The 22,908-nt window shown below is 37.5% G+C and carries 6 protein-coding genes and 1 pseudogene; all 7 read right to left on the reverse strand.

Annotated features, from left to right (window positions below):
• Nucleotides 1-68: 68 nt before the first annotated feature.
• The 7 genes and pseudogenes from ACE94K_RS06030 to ACE94K_RS06060 all read right to left on the reverse strand — a co-directional run bounded on the left by ACE94K_RS06030 (nucleotide 69) and on the right by ACE94K_RS06060 (nucleotide 22,798).
• A complete protein-coding gene (locus ACE94K_RS06030) occupies nucleotides 69-7,847 on the reverse strand; it encodes a T9SS type A sorting domain-containing protein (protein ID WP_378181384.1) in 7,779 nt (2,592 codons plus the stop codon).
• 5 nt (nucleotides 7,848-7,852) lie between these two features.
• Nucleotides 7,853-9,916: a hypothetical protein gene (locus tag ACE94K_RS06035; RefSeq protein WP_378181386.1), complete on the reverse strand. Its 2,064-nt coding sequence runs from the start codon at nucleotides 9,914-9,916 to the stop codon at nucleotides 7,853-7,855.
• A gap of 251 nt (nucleotides 9,917-10,167) precedes the next feature.
• A pseudogene (locus ACE94K_RS06040) lies at nucleotides 10,168-10,404 on the reverse strand (GIY-YIG nuclease family protein).
• Between the two features lie 370 nt (nucleotides 10,405-10,774).
• On the reverse strand, nucleotides 10,775-15,559 hold the full coding sequence (locus tag ACE94K_RS06045) for a hypothetical protein (RefSeq protein ID WP_378181389.1): 4,785 nt from the start codon (nucleotides 15,557-15,559) through the stop codon (nucleotides 10,775-10,777).
• Between the two features lie 10 nt (nucleotides 15,560-15,569).
• Nucleotides 15,570-16,223 (reverse strand): hypothetical protein, encoded by a 654-nt coding sequence (locus ACE94K_RS06050; RefSeq protein ID WP_378181392.1) that lies wholly within the window; start codon nucleotides 16,221-16,223, stop codon nucleotides 15,570-15,572.
• Between the two features lie 4 nt (nucleotides 16,224-16,227).
• The gene (locus tag ACE94K_RS06055; protein WP_378181395.1) at nucleotides 16,228-16,569 is read right to left on the reverse strand and encodes a hypothetical protein; all 342 of its coding nucleotides are present in this window, start codon (nucleotides 16,567-16,569) and stop codon (nucleotides 16,228-16,230) included.
• Between the two features lies 1 nt (nucleotide 16,570).
• Nucleotides 16,571-22,798, reverse strand: coding sequence for a fibronectin type III domain-containing protein (locus tag ACE94K_RS06060; protein ID WP_378181399.1), 6,228 nt, complete (start codon nucleotides 22,796-22,798; stop codon nucleotides 16,571-16,573).
• Between the last annotated feature and the right edge of the window lie 110 nt (nucleotides 22,799-22,908).

The following is a 22,908-nucleotide window of genomic DNA, read 5'->3' on the forward strand; positions in this document are numbered from 1 at the left end:
TTTGAGAATAATAATAAACGCCGCAAATTTGCGGCGTTTTCTTTTAGTAAGAACTTCCTGGAATAGACTTATTCTACTACAATTTTTCGAACGTAGCTTTTTTCCGGGGTTTCCAGTAGTATAAAATAAATGCCTGATGGAACCACTCCTTCCAGATTAAATGGAATGCTGTATTCAGTTTTTTGTAGTTCCTGGTGTTGATAAATCAAACTGTTATTAGCGATACTAAAAATTTTGATATCGATAGAGGTTTCTTTATCAAAAAGAAGATCAATCGTAAAGTTTCCTCGGGTTGGATTAGGATACATCAAGTATTGCTGTAATCCGTTTCTATTTGCCGAATCTCTATCAAAAGCAGCTTCTCTTACCGTAATTCTTTTGGTAAAGAAGGTTTCGCAATCTCCCATAGTAGTTCTTAAAGTAATATCATATTCTCCGGGTTGGTCAAATCGCAATTCGGCATAACGATCTGTGATATCAATCGATGTTGCTGCCTCCGGAAGTATCCATTCAACCGTATCGGGCAATGGATTACTAACATCTACGATTACAAAGCTTTCATTTACAAATAAATCTGTGGAGACCAAAAATTCGGCCGAGATCTCATCTTCCAGCGCCAATATTTCGATGGTATCAGTGCTGATACATCCTAAAGCTGTGGTTACCGATACGGTATAACTTCCGGTTTCAGAAAGAGTTGCTTCTGCTGTATTCGCAGTAAATCCATTATCGGATTGCCAAAAATAGGTAGCCAAAGGATCATCAATAGAAGCATCTATAGTATAGGATTGTCCAAGACATAAGGTTTTGTCGGGACCAATATCAATGATCAACTCTGCAGGATCTGATAGCTCAAAATCCTGAATGATCGAACAACCTTTGCTATCAAATATTTCTACAGAATATGATCCGGAGGTTAGTCCTGACAGGTCTGCTGTAGTAGCTCCGGTATCCCAAAAATAGGTATAAGGAGGAGTTCCGCCTACCGGAGTTACATCGATACTTCCATCATTTCCATCAAAACATGTCGGATCCGTTAAGATAAACGAGGTACTTAGCATTTCCGGCGGAGATAAGGTGATATTTTCTTGTGTACTACACCCTTGACTATCCCTGACAACCAGAATGTATGTTCCTGGCAGGACATTGACAAGATTTGGAGTGCTTTGGTTTACACCTGTCCAAAAATAGGTATAAGGTGCAGTACCGCCGGTCACAGCACTTTCGATGGACCAATCATTACCATCACCACAAAGTATAAAATCTGCTGAAAGTGAAAGCTCTAAGGTGTCCGGTTCTGAAACAATCACGTTACTACTTTGTACCGTATTAGATTGAGAATCCGAGATGATCACATAATAAGTGCCTGCAGGAATTCCTTCTAAAACTTGTGCATTGCCAATGGCTGTTGGATTACTCACCTCAAACCATTGATAAGCATAAGGACCTACTCCTCCGGTTGGCAAAGCTCGGATACTTCCGCCACTATAGCCATTGCAGAGAACAATATTTACGATTTCTGTTGTCACCAACAATTCATCCGGTTGGGTCAAAGTATACGTTTCAGAAGTTTGACATCCTAACGCATCCGTAACCAACAATGTATACATCCCGTCACCAATATCAGAAAGCGTAGCAGAAGTTTCTGAAAGCAATCCATTACTATCACTCCATTGATAGGTATAAGGTGCTATTCCACCAGCAATAGATGTAATAATACTACCATTACTCAATTCAAATCCTGTTGGATCGTTGATTTGAAGCAGGTTGATTACTAAAAGATCCGGTTCATTTAATGATATGTTTAGTGTTCCTATATTTCCAGAGTCTTCATAATTACAACCATTGACATCTCTTAACTGTACTTCATAAGTGCCATCCACTAGTCCGGTAATTTGTGAATTGGCTCCGGCGGTAAAAGGAATCCATCCACTATACAAATTTCCTGTAAGTCTATATCGATATTCGTAACTTCCATTTCCACCTGTAGCAGAAATAGTAATGTTTCCGTCATTTCCTCCAAAACAATCTGGATCATCACCAACTAAGTTTCCGGTGACGGCTAAAGGTTGTCCCACCATAAATACTGCACTTTGCTCACTGATACCTTCAGCGTTGCTTACAATAATATAATAGGATCCTGCAGCAACCCCGTTAAGGATATTTGAGCTGCCGATTTGTATATTGGTATTGGCATTGTACCACTCATAGTTGTTACCCCCAATACCACCGGTAGTAATAACTTCCAGGATTCCATCACTCCCACCAAAACAACTTATTTCTTGTGTTTGGGTGATCTCTACCAACAATTCTCCGGGATTTGCCAGATTGTAAGTTTCTGTAAGGGTACAACCGTCGCTATCTGTTATTAAAATAGTATAAACACCTTCGGATTGATTAGCCAATGTACTCGATGGCAAAGATACATTGGTATCAGACTGGATTACGGTTCCCAGATTATCTGCCCATTCATAGGTGTAGGGAGCTACTCCTCCGGTAATCGTAATGGCTATACTACCGTCTGAAGTTCCAGTGCCTGAAGGTCTAATGATCGATGTATTGACAATATCATATCGTAGCGGTTGGCCAACAGGAATCATCAGACTACTCACTGAACAGTTGTTTTCATCTGTAACTGTCACGGTATAATTCCCGGCCGCAATTCCGGTGAGTGTGTTTGTACTAGAGCCAGAGGTATTCCACTGATAGGTGTAGTTTCCGGTTCCTCCATTTACCGTGATCTGTATACTTCCATCATTTCCATTATAACACCCAACATCTGTTACATCAACGGATATTATTTCGAGTAGGTTTGGTTGTCTAAGATCAATATTATTTACTTCAGTCTGATTGGTGTTGGTGTCCGTTACGACCACGCGATACACACCATCAGGAATAAGTCCTGATGAGCTGGACGTACTAATTTCAATATCAGAAGCATCAAACCACTGGTAGCTGTATGGGGAAACCCCTCCGGTTACATTTGCAAATAATTCACCATTTTCACCAAAACAGGGAATAGGAGTATCTGATATCGTTACTATAAGAGGATCAGGTTCCCCAACGGTATAGGAGATAGGTCCAAGAATACAATCCTTAGCATCCCTAAGTGTTAGAAAATAGGTTCCTGCTCCAATGTTGTCAAGAATATTGTTATCTGTCCCCACAGGGTTATTATTACTATCTGTCCAGCTATAGCTATAGTCCGGAGTTCCACCTGTAGGAGTAACTGCTATACTACCATTGGATAATCCGTTTCCGGAAGCACCTATTATAGAAAAATCAGCAATACTTAATTCAGCTGGAGGTTCCGTAATGGTGATAGTAAGATCTGTTCTACAACGATTCGCATCTTCAATAGTAACCGTATATGTGCCAGCAGAAAGACCTGAAACATCTTCACTATTCTCATCATTGCTCCAGAAAAAACTGTAAGCTCCGGTACCTCCTGTAACTGTAACGTCTATACTGCCATCATTTCCTCCAAAACAGGAAACATTTTCAGAAGTATAGGTTGCTTCCAACAAGGGTGGGTTGACAATAGGAGTTGATTGGGATGTTCGATTTCCATTGGCATCGATAATTTCTAAGATATAAGTTCCTTCTCCGCGATCTGTGATTGCATTGGTACCTGAAAGGGTAGTAGATGGATTTGATTGTTCGTACCATCGATATGTATATGGCGTCACTCCACCAGATACTGTAGCCGTTAGAGAAACGGTGCTATTGCCAAAACATTGCAAAGGATTATCCAGTTGTATATTGGTAATTTCTAATAAATCCGGTTCGTCTACAAAATAATCCCGAATCAGTATACATTCTTTAGCATCTTTAATGGTCACTTCATAGGTCGTTGAAGCCAGGTTTTCGATTAAAGCAGAAGTACCAATGATGGTTGAAGATCCTTGAACCCGCCACTCATAGGTATACGGACTTGTACCTCCGGCAGCTGTGATGTTGATGCTACCATTAGCGGTTTCAAAACCGCTAAGATCTACCACACTTTCATTCGTAATTTCGAGAGGAGCAATAGGTTGTCCAATATTGATGGTTGCAGAAGAAAGCGTACACTCGTTAGCATCTGTAACAGTTACCGTATAATCACCCGATAAAAGCCCGGAAATATTTTCTGTAGTTGCTCCGTTAGACCAAAGGTATCGATAAGGCGGTGTTCCACCTGAAACCGTAATGTCGATAGCTCCGGTTGCATCTCCAAAACAATCTACATCAGTATCCGTAAAATTAATTTCTAAAGGGTCCGGATCTTCCACTAAAAACTCATCAGAAGCTGTAGCTCCTTCAGGATCAATAATTTCTACTCGGTAATTTCCTTCATCTGCACCAATCAGCAATGCTGAAGTGTCTGATAGTGCAGTAAAAACTCCGGATCCTGTAGGTGTTTCCTTAAACCAATTATAAGTGTACGGAGTAAACCCACCGGTTACGGTTGCCAGAATTCTTGCATTATCATCACCGTCACATTTGAGATCACTATCCGGTGTTTCAAAATTAATGGTTACCAATAATTCGTCCGGTTCTGTAATTGTAAAGGTTTCGGTTGCAGTACAACCGGCATTGTCCGGAGTAGTACTGAAACGACTGTCTCGTACTGTAACCACATAAGTCCCCTCAAACAGATTAGAGATGTCTTCATCTGTGCTGGAGAATCCATTTGGTCCTGTCCAGCTATAGGTATATCCACTATTACCACCCGTAATATCTATTGTGATTGAACCTGTGTTTTGCCCAAAAATCGTTACGTCAGTTTCAGTACCCGTAATGGTAATTGGATTAGTGGGTTGTGTAATGATTTCTGTAAATACGGAAGATTCACAATCATTAGCATCCTTTACAATAATTTCATAAGCGTTTGTAGATAAACCGTTAAAAGTGAAGGTGTTGGTGTTATTGGTTTGGTATGAGGCTCCATTATCGATAGAGTATTCTAAAACGCCAGTTCCTCCAGTTGCATTAATGGTTATTGTCCCATCATTTCCTCCAAAACAGGTAACATTAGTTACGGTAATGTTATTTATAACAATTTCTGGTTTATTTTCTAATTCAATTGTAGCTGAACGGTTAGAAATACTATTATTATCGGTAACTTCTACTTGATAAAAACCTGCTAATAAATTGGTGGCATTTTCATTAAATTGACCAATTGAAACAAATGCGTTGGATGCATTTCTTCTAAACCATTGATAGCTATATCCAGTAATTGGATTAGGAACTCCACCTGTTGCACTCGCTCGTAAAGCTCCCGTGGAATTAGGACCAGAAGAACATAAAATTTCTGTTTCTATCGCAATAGAGGCTACCAGTGGTGCAGGCTCCTCTATAGAAATAGCTAGGATTTGATCACTACAACCTGTTACATTTTCTGTAACCGTTACATTGTATACTCCATCGGACAAACCCGAGATGTCTTGGGTAGTTCTACTAAATCCTGGATCCCCATTTTTAGACCATAAATAAGTATAGGTTCCATTAGTACCTCCGTTAACATCTATATTAATACTACCATCTGCAGCACCATTTGCACTTGGATTTTGCAAGCCTCCTACAGGAATACTTGTGATGACAGCTGTTGGTGGTTCAATAATCTCTACAAAATATTCAACAGCGGGGTTTACAGGTGTACATCCTAAAGCATCTGCTAACTCTAATGTGTATAGTCCTGCAGGAATGTTGATTAGATCTTCTTGGTTATATACTGTTCCAGAATCAGAAGTCCATCTTACTATAGAATAAGCACCTGTATTTCCACCAGAAATTGTAAGATCTATACTTCCTGTTGAGTCCCCTCTACAAAGTACATCCGTTTTATTAGTACTAAATGAGAAAACTGGTGGTACGGTGATTTCAAGATCTGTACTAATTGTTATTCCGGTTCCACCATTATCTGTTGCGGTAACTCTGTACATTCCAGCAGATAAATTTGATCTTTCAAAATCAACTCCATTACCTAGCGTTTGAGTAGCACCTTGAGATATATATTGATTAGATGCATTTCTTAAAAATAATTCATAGCTATAGTTTGGTCGCCCACCGATTGCTCTTACCGTAATTGTTCCATTATCATTAGAAGGGTTATTATCGCCACAAGTTACGTTACTAGCAATTTCGGTAGTGAATTGAAACAATGGAGGTTCTGTAACTGTAAAACTTCTGGAGGTGCTACATCCTTCCGGGTTGTCTCTGGCGGTTAAAGTGTAAGTCCCTGCACGCAGTCCGGTTATATTTTTACTAGAAGCGGTAAACCCATTGGGTCCTGTCCAACTGTAGGTAAGCGGCGGGGTAGTTCCTCCTGAAACATTTGGAGATATACTACCATTATTTCCTCCAAAAGCCGTAACATTGGTAACAGGAGAAGGAGTAGTTGCAATCGTAATAGCAGTGGCGGGATTGATCGTTTCTGTAACTGAAATATTTCCTCCCGAAGTTCCATCACAATTGTTGCTATCTCTAACCCTGATGGTGTAGGTTCCGGCACCACGGGATAGCGTAATATTATTACCACTAAAAGAGGTGAAACCACTACCATTGATACTATATTGATAGGGTGGTGTTCCACCAGTAACTCCACTAATAGTTATGCTTCCATCGTTAGAAGTTCCTTGACCAGAAACGCAGGAAATGTTGTTTGAAGACGTGTTAAATTCCACTTCGTCTGGTGTGCCTATATCAAAGATTAACGGATCATTACTAGGGTTTTCTAGAGTTCCATTAGGGTCTAACTGATATTGAACTCTGTACTGACCAGCGGCTAGATTTTCCCACGTATAAAAGAATCTACCATTGATTTCCTGAATATCCGAAGCAAAAACATCTCTATCCATCACGGGAATGACAGGATTTAGACCATAGAGATTAAAATTAAGCTTCTGTCCGGCTTCAATAGTTTCGTTTAATTCTATCGTAAAAGATCCTCCGTCAACACCATCAGAGCAATTTGTTTTCTCAGTGGTCAAACCTAAGGTTATTGGGGATTGAGGAGCAGATATGCTGAATACATAGGTTTCTAGAGCTTCTGTTTTCTCTCTTATCACAATATTTCCTGGGGGTAAGAATGTAGCAGTTCCGACTCTATAAAATTCACTAGAACCACTTCCAAAAAGCATAAAGCGTAAGGTAAGAGTATTCCCAAAATCTATAGTTTCAGGGATAATTGCATCAAATTCTTCAACAGTAAGGTCTAAAGGAAACTTACTTCTGTACGTAGGATTTGTTATTTCTTTAAAAGGAGCACCACCAATTGAATATTCCCAAAATCCATCCTCTACATCCTGTCCTGGCATTTCAAATAGTTTTTGGGTAAGAGACCTAGTGCTTTCTGTTTCATATTCTCCCGGTTTTGGAACAAATGGTAGCAGCCAAGTTTTGTAATAGGTTCTTGGGGAATTGTAATCAACCCTGTCAACATTTGTTGAATTTACATTGCCATATTCAACCATATCATATAAACCTATGTTTAAATTAGTTCTAAACCTTGGACTATTGCAAGCGTTCGGACCGGTATTAAAAAAGCAATTATTTACAACTACTAAATAGTTTTCTCCCTCCTCATCTCTATGTATTCTTTCTTGAATATCTTTAATAATTGTATTAGAAGTATTGATTATATCCAATCGTCTACCATTTGTCGATATTACATCGATTGGGGATGTTATACTTACAAAAGGATTGACATCAAAATTTCTTATCTGATCCGGAGGGCCGCCATACCCAGAAATTTGAATCATTATCCTATGTTCAAAACTCATAGAGTATATGGTCTGATTAGGGGTTTGTCCAAAACTGAATAAACTTATCAAACCAAAAAGTACACTTAGTAATAATTTCCTCATATTCACTAATATTCTACAGTTATCGTACTATACTTAGAGTATGTACCATCATAAAAAACAGCCCTGATGATATATTTGTATGAAGAATTAATGGTCAATCCTGCATCCGTAAACCTATTGGTTCCTGCAGGAAGTACCCGATATAATGAAGAAGGTTGATCATCAATAGCTCGAAATAGTTCAAAACCCGACACTTCTTTTTCTTTATATCGCCAGCTTAGTAAAATGGTTTTGTCATAGGTGTTTACGTTGCCATAAAACCCTTTTACTGCTGGTTTTAAAGTAGTTTTTGGGATCAATACAGATACCGGAGGGGATGGTTGAGATTCTAAGCCACTGATATCTCTTGCCAAAATGGTATAACTGTAATATTTCCCTTCTTCTACTTTGCTGTCTGCAAAAGTAGTTTTTTTATTTTTAGTATCGGTATAGATAAGTTGCCAGTTATTTTCATCCTTTGCTTTTCTATATATATAATGACCTTCTACATCTTCACTAGAGCTGTTCGCCCACTCCAGGGTGACTGACCCATTTAGTATTTTATACGATTTAAATACAGGAGAAGTCGGTGGAATCAAATCAGGTTTCACCAATTCTAAAACTTCAGTAAAATCAGACATATTATAACGTTTATCTACTGCCATAATTTGATAATAAACCTTGCTATTCAAACTTTTTACGTTCACGGTATCTACATACTTGTTTGTTGTGTGGGGAGAAGTGGTTACTTGAGAGAACTCTTCACCTTTTAAGTTTCCCCGATAAATTCTGTATCCCAACAGATCTTCTTCTTTATTGGCAGTCCACTTTAGTGTTACCATTCCGGTACTGTCTACTTTTCCTTCTAGTCCAACAGGTTTTTCAGGAGGAATGGAGTCGATTGGTTGTACCAACATAGAGAAAGAGTCGCGCTGATCGTTATTCTTACCGTTCGCAGTAATTTTAAAATAATTGGAAGCCCTTAATTTATCATAACTTATTTTTCTTGCCGTAGGCTGAATGTTAGTAATCACCGGTATGTAGGCACCACGATCTGTGTCGGATCGCTTTAAGGTAAATCCGGTAATCGCATTGTTTCCTTCTTCAGGGAATGTCCAGGTCAGTTCTACCTCATCTTCTGATTTGATATGTTTGGTTTTAAGATGCGGTACATATTTCAGGACTTCTTTTCCTTCACCTTTTACAACAGTAGAGGCAGGACCTATCTCTCCAAACGAGGACACCCCTTTTATCCTGTATAAATAGTTTTTGTTATTAACGATGGAATCGACATATACTGTGCGTGCAGTTTCTTTTTCATCTCTATTAATAGCAGTGTAAGGTAAATCTCCCAGTTTTTTAAAGGTGCTTCCATCTTCAGATCGTTCTATGATATAACTATTGTAGGTATTTTTTAGTAATTTAGAATCCCAACTGAGTAAGGTGGCACCATCCTGAAAAATCCCTACAAAATCAACCGGTTCCGGTAATGGTTCATAATCTATAATTCCGGTAAAAACCCCGCCTTCTTTGGTCGCTAATTCTGTTTCCGGGATGTTTGATATTACCTTATATAAATACTTTTCATTAGATTTTACATTAGTATCTACATATCCCAATCCTGCTTTTTTAGCAATCTCAAAATCCTGATCTGCGGCGTACAATCCAAAGGCGAAACGTTGTTGTTGCTCTTCGGCTTTGTTGATGATAGAAGCAAATCCGCCACCACCTTCGACCACAAAACTTTCGCCATATAAGGCTTGTGCCATAATGGCTCCGTTATCACTGGTTTCAGCAATACTTTCCCATTCCATCATAGGCGCAGGAATAAAATTTTGACCTATAATTAATTTTTCAGGGGTAGCGAGTGTTTTTCGATCTCTGGATACAGTGTAGCGTTCCAGCGTATATCCATATCGATTTCCTTTACGCCAGGAAACCGGTGTGTTCAAAGTCCAACGAAGTAATATTCGATCTTCTTGTACTCTGGCAATAACCCGAACTTCCGGTGGTTGTTCCTCTGATTGAGCAAAGGAAATTTTCGACCCGAAAAGTAGCATAAGTATCGCTATGATTAATTTTTTATTCATTTTCAATATTTTACAACTTTACTTCTTCATTTAAACTTCTACAACACTTCGATAACACTTCGACAGGCTCAGTGAGACATCGTTTTGTGTTTTTTTATCTCTGTTGTCATGCTGAGCTTGTCGAAGCAAATTATTCTATAAAAGCCTTTCGGCAGACTCAGTGTGACATTCGTTTTCATTTTTCAATTTTTGTTATTAAACTGAGTATAGTTTTTCGAATACTCAATTAGTTTATCCCAATTTTCTTCAATCTATGCTATCTTTTTTCTTCTACTCCAACCTTTTAATTGTTTTTCAATTTTAATAGCTTCGTTTGGATCGATAAAGGATTCAAACCATTTTAACTGGACAGGTCTTCTTTTAAAAGTATAGCAATTTTAATCAATTCCTGAATTATGTTCATATAATCTCCTGTTCAAATTATTGGTAATTCCTATATAAAAGGAATCATCATTACATAGGATGATATATACATAATACAATTTCATTTTTTCGTTTTCATTTTGTCTTCGACAACACTTTGACACTCGTCCGCCTCAGTAGGAAGCTCAGTGTAACAACGTTCTTATTTTGTTATGTTTTGATGTCATGCTGAGCTTGTCGAAGCAAATTGTTCTATAAAAGCCTTTCGGCAGACTCAGTGAGACATCGTTTTGTATTTTTTTATCTCTGTTGTCATGCTGAGCTTACCGAAGCGCATCAAAGTTTTTTTGTAATTAAAGGACTTCGACAAGCTCAGTCTGACATTTCGTTTCTTTTTATATTTTAATTTCTTTTTTCCATAATGTTTTCTACAACCTCAGTCTAACCTATACTATTTGTCACCCTGTCCTCCATAGGCGGACAGGTGTGGAAGGGTTAATTTGGATTTACATACATAAAATTAGCGGATGTTCCTTTAATTCCTCCGGGTAATACGTATTTATAAGTACTGTTATAATTACCAGGTTTGATATAAGGGAAGGGTTCATTAATTATATTTTGATATTTTTCTATTTTATCCAAGTAATCTCCGTTGTAGTCTACATATGCTTTTATCAACTTATATCTTAAATCAATAAAATCTGATTTATAATATAAAGGTAAATTGTAAGTATGAGGTAGTCGTTCCCTGAGATACCCACTATTTATATCGTTTTCTAGAAATGTTTGGTACCAGGTTAGCTGATCCATACCTTTTTTAGGTGGTAATCCTACTTCAGAAATATCCCTATCTACTCTAAATCTATTTTCTAACGGATAATTTTTGTAGAGTAGTGGATATATTTCGTTTTGGTAATACGCATCATCCAGTACAGCTTCTACTTGAATAAGTGGCTGATTTTCAGAGTATTTGCTACCAATCAATTCGGTTATATCGAAACCTTCGCTATCAGCAACTTCTGCTTGAAGCTTATGAACATCAGAAAAAAGTATTTCACGTATGGATTCTGTGAGGTCTTTATTTTCTATTTTCTCCCTAAATGTATTATGAGTACTGGTAATGAATTCATAGGACAACATTTCAATAGTATCCGGATTGGTTGATAAACCTTCTATACTTACATTTCGTATTTCTGCTGTATTCTCACCATTACCGGTAGTGGTATAGGTTTCAGTCGTAGTACTAGCCGTTGCGTTAGGTGGAAGCGTTAATAATTTTAAGGTAAATTCTTTAGCATTTTCAATTTGCGGTAGCGGAATCGTTACTTTTTTCTCTCCGGCGTTATAAGAAAGTGTGCTCTCTACGGCCATATCATTTTCATCTGCAAAGTAAGCGCGCTGTGTCCATCCTTCCTCTAAATTGAACAAATAGGATTGCCCTTGTTTCAGTTTTATATAGGCTTTATTGTATTCTTTTGGGAAAAAGTATTTTTGCCCAATAACCGGATAACTATAAGCAATATTTTCCTGCGGGATATAATCAGGTGCTGTACCTGTAGTAAAAGTGATGGTCTCTTCTTCTTTGAGCACCTCGCCATTATAAGTAGCTGGTACCCATTGTCTGTTTACTTTTTGTTCAAAAGTAACTGAGACATGCAAGCTCATGGGTGTTTGCGGAGGTAAAATCTCGTTTGATGTAAAACTTAACAAATCATTGTTATTATTGAGATTTTGTTCTCCGGAAATAATCTTTCCCTGTTCATCTTTGATCCAGAAATCATTCAGTTTGAAACGATAATAGTTGACATTAAAATCATCATCTTCTACCCGAATTTCAGATCCAATCTGCATATTAAATGCCACTTGTGGTATTGCAAAAACATCTACCTCATTCGTTTTGTCCCTCGGAGAAATACCACCGATAATTTTAATATCAGCCAAAGGTGATCCGCCACTTACCACATCGCATTCTTCTCCAAATTGCATTTCAAATCTAAAACGTCCTTTTACTAATCCACCTAATAAATTGTAATAGCCGCCAATATATCCTCTAAACCAGACAGGGTTTGGTAACTTGGCCTGCATCAACGTTGCTGCTCCGGCTTCGATTATAGGAATTCTTTTTCTCTTTCCGAATAGCTTGAAACTTATGCCTAGTGATCCCTGTAGATATACATAGCTTTGTCCATTGGCATACCATCCGTTTACACCAATTTGTCCACTTCCTCTACAGATCGTATCTCCATAATCTTTGACCATAATATCAAAACCAAATCCCGCATTAAATCGTGCATAAAACATTAAAAATGTCATATCACCCGTATCAAAATCCAGGCTGGCTCCAAAAGCAACACCACGTCCTGCCTCTAAAGCATTTTCATCACGCATATAATCCAATACTTCTGCATCAAGTCCTAAAATCTCTGCCACTTGCGGAGGAGGCGGAGGAGATGGCGGCATATAGTCACCCATCATAAAATAACTTTTAGAAGTTAAAGCTACACTACCGACTCCTATTTTGATTCCTACCGGATCCGAAGGAGTTCCGATATGGATATACCATTCTCCCGGTCCGAAATGAATCACCGCCCAGGCAGCTCGACCACCAGGTCCGACACCTTTGAACACACCACCCAAAACATCGATATACAATTCAAATGTCCCGTGAAAGGTATCTGCCTGAAAATCCATTTCGATCGCCATATAGGCATTCAGTCCTTTCTGTCCGGTCATTACCGCCGGATAAATTGCTTTGGAAGCCTCAATCAAATCGGTTTCTTTTAATTGATTTTCTACAGCATCCGGCATTTGTGCTTCATTTTCAATAATCCCACCAAAGTTTTCTGTGATTTCATCTCCGGCATCGTCAAATCCGGGTATTTGCAGCATATGTGCTTCTCCGTAAAGACTGACCCTATTGATTCCGCCACTACTGTTAAATGCCATTTCGAAACCAAATCCACCATTGACCAGGCTGTCTCCATTAGCGATAGAGAAGAGCATCATGGCTTTTACGGTGAGTCCTGAATCTCGATCAGGCACATACTGTGCCCCGGAAGATCCTAATGCGATATTAGAACTAAAACCTTCTTTTTTCATACGATAGGAAGCTCCACCACCAAATCCGGTGATGGCAAAAACCGGTGGAATAACGATATTGAGGCCCTCTACCAGTCCATCAACATACCAGTATCTAAAGTCTGTTTTTCCGAAAGTTGCACTAATGGTTACAGCAATTCCACCACTAAAGGTAGCTTTGACCATTCCTGCAAAACCGTTACCATATATAGGATCATCTTCTCTGAATTCGACAAAACCTTCTATCTGGAATCCAATGTCGGCCGCAATTTCTACGCGTCGGAGTTTGATTCTTTTAAATTTCCATTTTTCATATCCATCACCTTGTTTCAGATCTCCCTCGATGGATAAACTTCCTGCACCGGCAAAACCTCCGTCTCCGGATCCCATGAGGTTGATCGAAACGGTAAAATCCAAGGCGGCTATGTTATCTTCGGCTCTGATACCAATTTCTGAGATGGTTACCGGAAAGTTACCAAAACGAACCTCACCGGTGTATCCGGCGTGACCGATCGAAATAATCGGGCTTACGGTTTGCAACTGAAAATCCCGAAAGGTAATTCCTTGGAAATCTGCCGTTGCTGTAGCTGATGATGATCCACTATTCGATCCCTTGATTGCCATATTACCGTGTAAGTTGGCCTTGGGCCTAAATTTACCTTCAATAAATTTCAATTCAACGAAACTATTTTCGGTTAGTGTGGCTTTGGCCTGAAATACATTAAATGCAATACTTTCTTCGGGACTTGCATTCAATACATATTCTTCGTTAAGGGGATCTATGATAGCATTGTACACCAGTACCGTGGCACCTGATTCATACTCTATTTTTGCTAACCTACTTTTTTCATCTCCATTATCATCCAGGTATTTCTCTGTTTGGGTTCCTGAAACTGTTTCTGTAGTCACCGGTAAGACCATGGCCCCACCAAATCCGGCTCCGGAAAGGCTTCCTGCTACAAAATTAAGTTGCAGTCGATCTACAGAAAATTGCCACCCGTCCGCACTTCCTTCATTAATAGGGAGAATGTTTTCTGCCTCGAAATTTCCGGAGACTCCATTGTTGTCAATCAACAGTTTTTCTGCCCCAAAACTGATACGTTTATTGCTATCTCTTGTTTGAAATTGCTCGGGTAATACGATCGTGACAGATTGCACATAGACACCACGCCATAAATCTTCTTCACCTGCTATCAAATAGTTTTTTTGATAATCCTTAGGCCATTGCATATTGGGCGAGTTCCTAAGGTCACTAAAGTCAAAGATGGCGGTATTAAGCTCAAAAATGGTATTTTTTAGAGAAGGCACCTGAAATCGTGGCATATTGATCTCTACCAAAATATCATTCCAGTCACTGGCTACCAATTCAAAACTAGTGGTTACCTTTTTTAATCGGTTGGTGCCGGGAATCTTGGAGTTGTCTACTTTATTATTTGCTGTAACGGGCAACAATTTGTTTCTGGAAAATTCTACATCTACCGCTAATCCCAATTCTTTAAAGCCATCACAGTCAATGGTTACATAGGTTTTTTTGTTTAAATCCCCGGTTTGCAGATCAAAACCTCCTTTGAGTACCATCATAATTTCTTTTCCCTGAAATGGTATACCTACATCTCCTAATAATACCAAATCTGCATCCCCAAACAAACCACCTTTATGCGAAAGTTTTACTCCGCTGGCTCCAAAAAATAACTGACGACGTTTACCGGTATCATCTACCTGAGGGAGTAGTAATCTTACAAAAACTTCTAACTCAGAATACTCTTTACCAATCTTTATCTGACTTACGCCCATTATGAAATCAGAATTACCTACTTTTTTCTTGATTCCGATGGGTAAGGTTACAGGTTGTTGCCCGGTTAGATATTCTTTTAAAGATTCTAAAAACTTATCTCCTTCGATCAGTTCATCGATCACCGCTTCTGCTTTGGCTCTTAGGTTATTGGCTGTGGTATCACTTTCAAAACGATCATATAGCTCATTTTGCCAAAAATCCTGTCCTTCAGAACTTTTTACCAGCGTCTTTATATCTTTTTCAATTTTAAGATCCAACGCTGCAAAAGAACGACTCATCATAATAGGTGGCAGCACCGGAGTAGTTGTTTCTTTGGCTGTTTCTTTTTTGGAGTCACCTTCTCCCGTGCTTGCCAATACAGGAAAAGCCAGGAGTAGTATTAACAATAGTAGGTAGTATTGTTTCATATTTTGGGTTTTATAAGTCTTTTTTAGTTTTATTTTTTCCTAGAATGTATTTCCAAGCTTCTATTTTGCTATCTATAGTATTCCATAGTTTTGGGATTTCTCCTGTTCTTCTATAAATCTTAATATTTGTTACTAAAAGGTTAATGCTGGAGAAAAAAAGTAAAAGACCTAATAGTATAAAAAATACGCCCAGGATAATAAATGACACATTCTTGAAAATGGAACCCTTTTGACCAACGAGATAATAATTATTTAGAATCAGTTTATTAATTACATTGCTGCCGTCGGCATGCATTTGTACTTTGTCAATTTGATTTAATTTTTTCTTAGGCACTTCTATTGGAAATGTATCAATAGTAAGATTTGATATACTTATGTTTTGTTCTTCCAAAAATTCAAATAATTCTTTATGCTTGTTATCTTTTAACCGATATATTTTGGTATATGTGTTATTATCAGATAACAGAACATTAAGTTTTATATAGTTTACATCAATAGGATTAATTAGTGTTAATCTTAATTCCTCAACACCTTCGTATTCTTTAATTTTAGATTTTTCTATTGATTTTAAACATATAAAATAAGGTCCAACCTTAAGCGCCAGAAATATGCTTAAAGTAAATAAACAACCAAATTTTAATATGTAATCCAATAGGTTTTTCATTTGTTTAGAGTTCTAAATCTCTTGGGACATCTTGGGCTGTTAGAGTGTATTTCCCTTTTTCATAATTTTCTAAGATAAAAACCACATTTTTTCGATATATCTTAAACCACTTTAATAATTCTTTATTGGAATAATCTGTTTGTAAAATTGTATTAAAGTCATAGTCTGGATTTGAAATAGCCCAATTCAATTCATCTAGTATATTTTTAAATCTTTGTTTATCTAAATTTTGGATATTCACCTTGTTGAATGTATTGTAGTAATCTCTGAGTGTATTTATTCTGCTCAAAGGTGTATTATAGGTTTGATATAAAATTCCTATTAGATTTTTTTTACGCTCTATCATATTAAAATCCTGATATAAATTGAATGGTTTCTTCGGAGTTATCCCCAACAGAGAAATATGAACGGTCATTCAGCTCTTTTAACATATTACTTTTAACCATTGTTAGACTTGGTTTATAATGACCACTTTCGTTGGAGATAATTTTTATAATTCCATTCTCGATGGTTATTTCACCAGCAGCACTAATTTTTTCGCCAGACAAGAAGCTTGAATGATGGAATTCTCCATAGGCTCTATTTTTTGATATATAAATCTTTCCATTTTCACTCATAACAAAAATTGCTTTATCAGTATCATAGGATAATCCGTCGTTTCTAATCTCAACACTACCCTTAGTGTTAACAAGATTGCCATTTGAGTCAACAATCCTATCATATTGAACGAATACCTCGTATTCTAACCTTTGTGATTCATTAAGGTATTTAACTCCTTTTTCGAACTCGGCCATTGAACCTTCGGTATATTTTATCTCTAGGTCTTTTCCAGAATATGAATTTCCAGTTGATCCTACCGGGTCAAAGTATTTCCAAGTATCATCGACCTCATTGGTTAGTTTTTTAAACCCAACCTCATTACCATTCTGAAGAATATCTGTTCCCTCGTATTCTCCTTTTGCAGTTCCCGTTTCTAGGAACTTTTTCTTGACCAGTTTGATTTCTTCGTCGATATAACGGGCAATTTCCTCGCCTTTTCCATCTATAGTGTTTACTTTTACCTCACCCTTTTTGATTCCACTAAATCGTACGGGTAGTGATTTATCCGCAAATATTCTATCAACTTCTGCAAGCCCATCAATTAATCGCTGTTTACTAGCGGAACTCCCGTTAAATAAGTCATCTAAACCTTCGAAGGAGTTTTTGTTATTATACTGGAATCTTCCACTAACTCGAGAAAGAACTTCGATGTTGCCCTCCTTAACTCTAATCGTAGGGAATTCTTTCAGCACTTTCCAAGCATCTACAAGATAAGGATCATCTATAAATTTAGAAACAGAACTTGTGTTATTGAAATCAAAATCATTTCCAAATTTTACAATATCATCTCCTAAATTATCTAATTTTTGTAATAGCGATGCACTAGCCTCATCCAACTGACTCACCCAATTTTTTAATCCGGTTAGATTGTCGGAATATCCGTTAAGTTTTTCTAAGAACTTTGTTTTGAAAGAAGGTATATCTGTATTAGAAGCAGCTAAAAGACTCTCATATTTTCTTTTTAAATCATCATTTTTATAGATTAAGTCTTCTAGTTCATCTAAAGTTTTTCCTACTTCATCTTCGGAAACTGCTTTTTTATACTTTTTTAACCTAATTGCTTCTATGAACTCTTTAATTTCCTCTTTGGAAAGGTTTTTAAGCTTAACAGCTGCTTTGATTATATTTTCGGTAAGATCTAAACCAGACTTAGCTGTCAATGCCAAACCTATGTAATTCCATTCCTTCCATTTTTCTTCACATTTTTTGATTTCATCTGGATCTGATAAGTTTTGGCATTCAGATGGGCCAGTTTGAGTAACCCCAAATCCTAAATTAGCAGCGGTATAAGCAAAATCCAGTAATTGATACGATTTTTGGAATGTAACAGAAGCTCTGGTTCCTGCTGCTGCTCCTTGTATTGCTTTAATGGCTAATGCCCCTTCACCAAATGTTACTACAGTAATGGTAACGTTGAATACATTCCAGCCTAAATTCTTCCACCTTCGCGTATTTACATTTTCATTGAGATAATCAATGAATATAGCAGGAACTACTAATAGTTGTCCACATAGTTCATTTTTGCCAATTCCATCCCTACAGTCACTAGCCAGGGGTGAAACATCATTAAGAATTAATACTCCAACTAAGTCAAATGGAGAACTTCCTTCTGGCAATAAGTATTCTTCTTGTTTACAAGTTTTTTGAATATTGTCTGTACGTGCATCATAGGTATATTCGAACTCAACACATCTTTTGATGCTTACTTTGTGCGTATTGTTATTGTATTGAAATTTGTAATCATTTCTGTTTTCAACAAATGCAACTAAGGCAAAGTCACGCTGCTTAACATCCCAAGTAATTGCTGTTTTAATGTCCAGCTCACCGTTACTGGATTTATTTATTGCGTTTGATAATCTATTTAATTCTAAAAAGAATTTTGTATACGAACTATCATCATTTAGAAAATCACTTAGTTTAGTTTTTAGATTATATAATAGTGGTTTACCATCTATATTATAATTTTCAGAAGATTCTAATTCGATAAAGAAATCCTGAGCCTCTTCCCCTTTAACCGATGAAACTACTTTGGTAACAATCGCATCTTCATTATTTCCAAACATATTACTCAAACTTTCTTCAAGCAACATTTCTAAAACCATTAATTTAAGGGTAAGATCAATTGAAGAAAGTGATTCCTTTGTTGTAGCATTAATAATCTCAAACATGAAATATCGCTGCTTTTCTTTGTCAATTTCATCATTAAAAATGTCTTGATCAGTAAGCACTGATGTTATTAACTGACTTAATTCATCATTATTCAATGAATTTAATAGTTTCTCAATTAAAGAAACATCGTCATTAACAATGGAAAAGAAACCTTCGGATATAAATACATTGTTTTTAAATATGAATTCTAATAAATCATATATTTCATCGTAACTTAAAGAGTTGATGAACTCATTATTTAGATAATACAAAGCAGCGTAAAAGTCTTCTTTAGTTGCGGTTGTATTTAGTTTTTCCTGATAGGAAGAAATATTTGTATTTACTTTTTGGATGGCTTTTAGATAAAGCGCCAAAGCATTATTCTGTTCCCAGAATTTCTCTCTTGCTTTAATAAAAAACGCCTTTTTACTCCCCCAAAAAATTCCACTAAGTTCTTCTTGAAAGTCTTTGTTTAGTTGCGCAACTAAAATGTTGTAATCAATCTTATCTTCTCCGGTAGAACAAACCATTTTAGAAATGCCAAATAAGGCTTCTCTATCTTCTTCATCTTTTACTAAGTAACTAAAGTCATTAAAAAACTTATTTCCATCCGGACATAAATCACAAGCATCTGGACTTGTTATGTTTTTCTCATATGGATCAAGCCCTCCAACTAGACTTTCCTTTATTAGTGACTCCTCTCGACCTCCGCTGTTCCAGCTATCTTTATCTACGGTGTTTGTGTAATTTTGTTTTTTATAAAGATCTATACCACAAGTTTCAGACGTTCTTTTAAGCTTTCCTAAGTGTACTATAACCTTATCACTTAGATATCTAGAAAAATCGTCTTGGAAGGCTCTTTGAGTCCAAGTGTCACTTTTGCCTAAACTTTTTAAATAGCCCATAAACACTTCCTGACCATTTTTACGTCCTCTAGCAGCCACATATCTTTCTAGTTTTCCATTTTCTTCGACGGTAAATGCAAATAAATAACCATTTCGATGGAAAGTAACATCCTGAGCATTGATGGGAATAGAAAAAACTTTACCTGCAGGAGAGATGAAAGAGATACTATTATTAGTATTAACGCTAGCATATTGATTGAATGTTCCGGGAACTACTGCATTCCCTGTTAGGTATTCTGTTGCATTAAACTCCCCATCCTCATCCCCTTGGAACCAATAGATCTGAATACCCGGAGCGTGCATCTTTTCCCAATCCATATGAGATAGTTGGATACCGGTGCCGTAATCCATCAATAAATTAGTGGTTCCGGTGGTATTGTATTCGGTAAACGGATGTTCTAACCCAAATACTCCATGGCCTAATTCGTGGGCAGCCGTTCTTCCTCTGTCATCACCTGCAAATACAAATCCAAACTGTCGTTTCAGCGGCATAAAACCTTCTGTATCGGAGTCAGAAGGAGGGATGTCTGTTACAAATAAATAATAGGTGTCTCTTTTGTAGCCGGGTAATGCCTTAAACTGGCTGATCCACGCTTTTTCACCTTCAGTATATTGCGATAGTAAACTACTGTCACCTACATCTAACTCAGTATCTGTGACGGTTATTGGCGTAGCAGAAGTAACGTTAAATCGAACTCCTGCAGGATTATAGATCTCATTAATACGATCCCCAATACCGGATAAACTTGCGCCATTTACCGAGATCAATTGTACGTTAATACCCGTAACCTCCTGATTGGCCAAATGCCATAAATTAGTGGCTCCTGCCACCGTATATTTTGCGGTTGAGTCTTTTGGTTTTACCGTGGCAATGATTTGCTGTTTTGCAAAATCAAAAGTTTTTTGCAATGAAAGAGTTGCTGTGGTACTATCACTTTGCCAGTTGGCTTGTATTTTGGTACCTTCTTGGGTCTTAAAAATAATATCAGAAGCGGTATGATCGTCGTTAGAAAAAGACACCTCTGCAGTTATAAAATCTGTAGGGCGATTGGGTAGGGCAGCAATCGCTTTATACGGAATGTAGTATTCGCCACCACTGGTTACAGGTACTTTATCATACGCATTGGCTATAGAACCTCCTGCATTTTCGGGCACGGTATCAAAGCTGTAATATCCATTGGTATTGTTAAAAGTTACGATAACGCCACTTGCTGTAATTTCATTGACACCACTATTAGAGATACCGTTGGTATTTGTTGGTGTGGCAGGACCACCTTCTGCTTGTTCACCTTGAGTAATTGTTCCATCGGCATCTACGCGCCATTGTTCATTATTATTACCATTAAATATAATATCATTACCTCCATCGAATGGATCAGAAACGGTTCCATCAGCACCTATCAAAATGATATTACCATTTTCATCGATTTGTATTTCATCGATATCCATATCCACAGTAATCACTTGGGTATCGCCATCATCTCCAGTAATGATTTCAATAATGACATCACCATCAATTATACTTCCCCAATTAGGATCATAGGTGGTCACTACAAAACCATCGACCAGTTTCATATCGGTATTGATCTTGATATTCTGGAATTTTACCGGAATACGAACGGTTGCCAACCAAGGCGTGCTGATATAGCCTTCTCCGGTAAAACTAGTAGAACCTGAAACTTCTTTAACATAGACAGGAAAATCACCGGCAGTAAATACATCGTTGACATAAAGTGTCGTAAGTAGTTCCTGATTGGAAAGGTCTACCGGATCCGGATCTATACCACAATTCGCATATTCGGCTAGTTCCTCGCTTAATGTTCTAAAGGTTTCTATAGGGGATTCTCCAAAACTATTTTGAGTACAATTACCTACAACCCGATATTCATATATGGTATCCGGTTTGAACTCATCTACGGTCACATAATCTCTGGGAGTTGTTTTGCTGTACCAGCGATTACTCCCGGCTTCACGATATTGTACTGTATAATCTAAGTGTTCCGGATGACTAACCCAACTAATCGTAGCATTGGTCATGCTTACATCTTGTACCTGAATTCCTGTAGGGATTTGACAGTTGGCCTGGTAATCAAACCAAAAAACTTCACTATTTCCATTATTGTTAAATACCGAAACTTCTTCGCCATTATTGGTGGCAAAAGCACGTACCCGCCACGCATATCTTTTTCCGGCCAGTAATAATGGCTGGATTGGACCATATAATAAGCTGGTATTCGTAGTGATTTCCTGATATAAAGGTGGGGATGCCAAAAATATGGCTTGTGGATCCATATAACGATCCCAGACTTCTACAATACTAAATTCATAGGATACATTAGGAACATTGATGTGCCTGGGGGTCCATTGAAAAATAATATTGGTAGGATTTTGTTCTGAAATTTTTGCTTCGTTATCCGGTTTGTTTAGAAATGGAGGATCATTGTTGATCAGGAATACAGTTGCACAACTTTGGGATGATAATCTGTTACCGTTAAAAGCATCAAACACTTCAAAACAGAATCTGTAAGAACCATCAGGTAATGAATTATTATACTGTACAGAAGAGATTCCTTGCAAGTTTTGTTGTTCAAAATAAGGTGCTAGTTCTGCAATCGTAAGGTTTAACGGGATTCCTCCATCCAGGATCAGTGTTGGGGCACCAATGACTACAGGCGCGCTGCTAGCGTTTAATCCATTGCCTTCAATAGAAACTGATAATCGTACTTCTCTACTTGAAGCAGTAACATCGTTTAACACCAATTGAACCCTTAATGGGCTATTCATAGTTCCCGAATTGGCATATCCCGATAAATTGGTAGGGTAGGGTGGAATAGCCTGCGGAGTCACACGAACAGGAAAATTTTGCGCTAACGCAAATGTTACCTGTACCAATGTTATGAGTATAAGTAGTTGTTTCTTCATAGGTTATTTTGGGGAATTATAATCTATTTTGTTTTTAGTTCTGTTGTCAAGCTAAGCTTCCTCCTAATGCGGGCAAGTGTCGAAGCTTATCTAAGTTTCCTTTTTCATAT

Origin of the sequence: Aquimarina besae, from assembly GCF_042434905.1 — a bacterium.
GTDB lineage: Bacteria > Bacteroidota > Bacteroidia > Flavobacteriales > Flavobacteriaceae > Aquimarina.

What these genes read in the sequence shown, in the direction of transcription:
- ACE94K_RS06030 (WP_378181384.1), bottom strand. Translation starts at nt 7,847, where the DNA reads ATGAGGAAATTATTACTAAGTGTACTTTTTGGTTTGATAAGTTTATTC.
- ACE94K_RS06035 (WP_378181386.1), bottom strand. Translation starts at nt 9,916, where the DNA reads ATGAATAAAAAATTAATCATAGCGATACTTATGCTACTTTTCGGGTCG.
- ACE94K_RS06045 (WP_378181389.1), bottom strand. Translation starts at nt 15,559, where the DNA reads ATGAAACAATACTACCTACTATTGTTAATACTACTCCTGGCTTTTCCT.
- ACE94K_RS06050 (WP_378181392.1), bottom strand. Translation starts at nt 16,223, where the DNA reads ATGAAAAACCTATTGGATTACATATTAAAATTTGGTTGTTTATTTACT.
- ACE94K_RS06055 (WP_378181395.1), bottom strand. Translation starts at nt 16,569, where the DNA reads ATGATAGAGCGTAAAAAAAATCTAATAGGAATTTTATATCAAACCTAT.
- ACE94K_RS06060 (WP_378181399.1), bottom strand. Translation starts at nt 22,798, where the DNA reads ATGAAGAAACAACTACTTATACTCATAACATTGGTACAGGTAACATTT.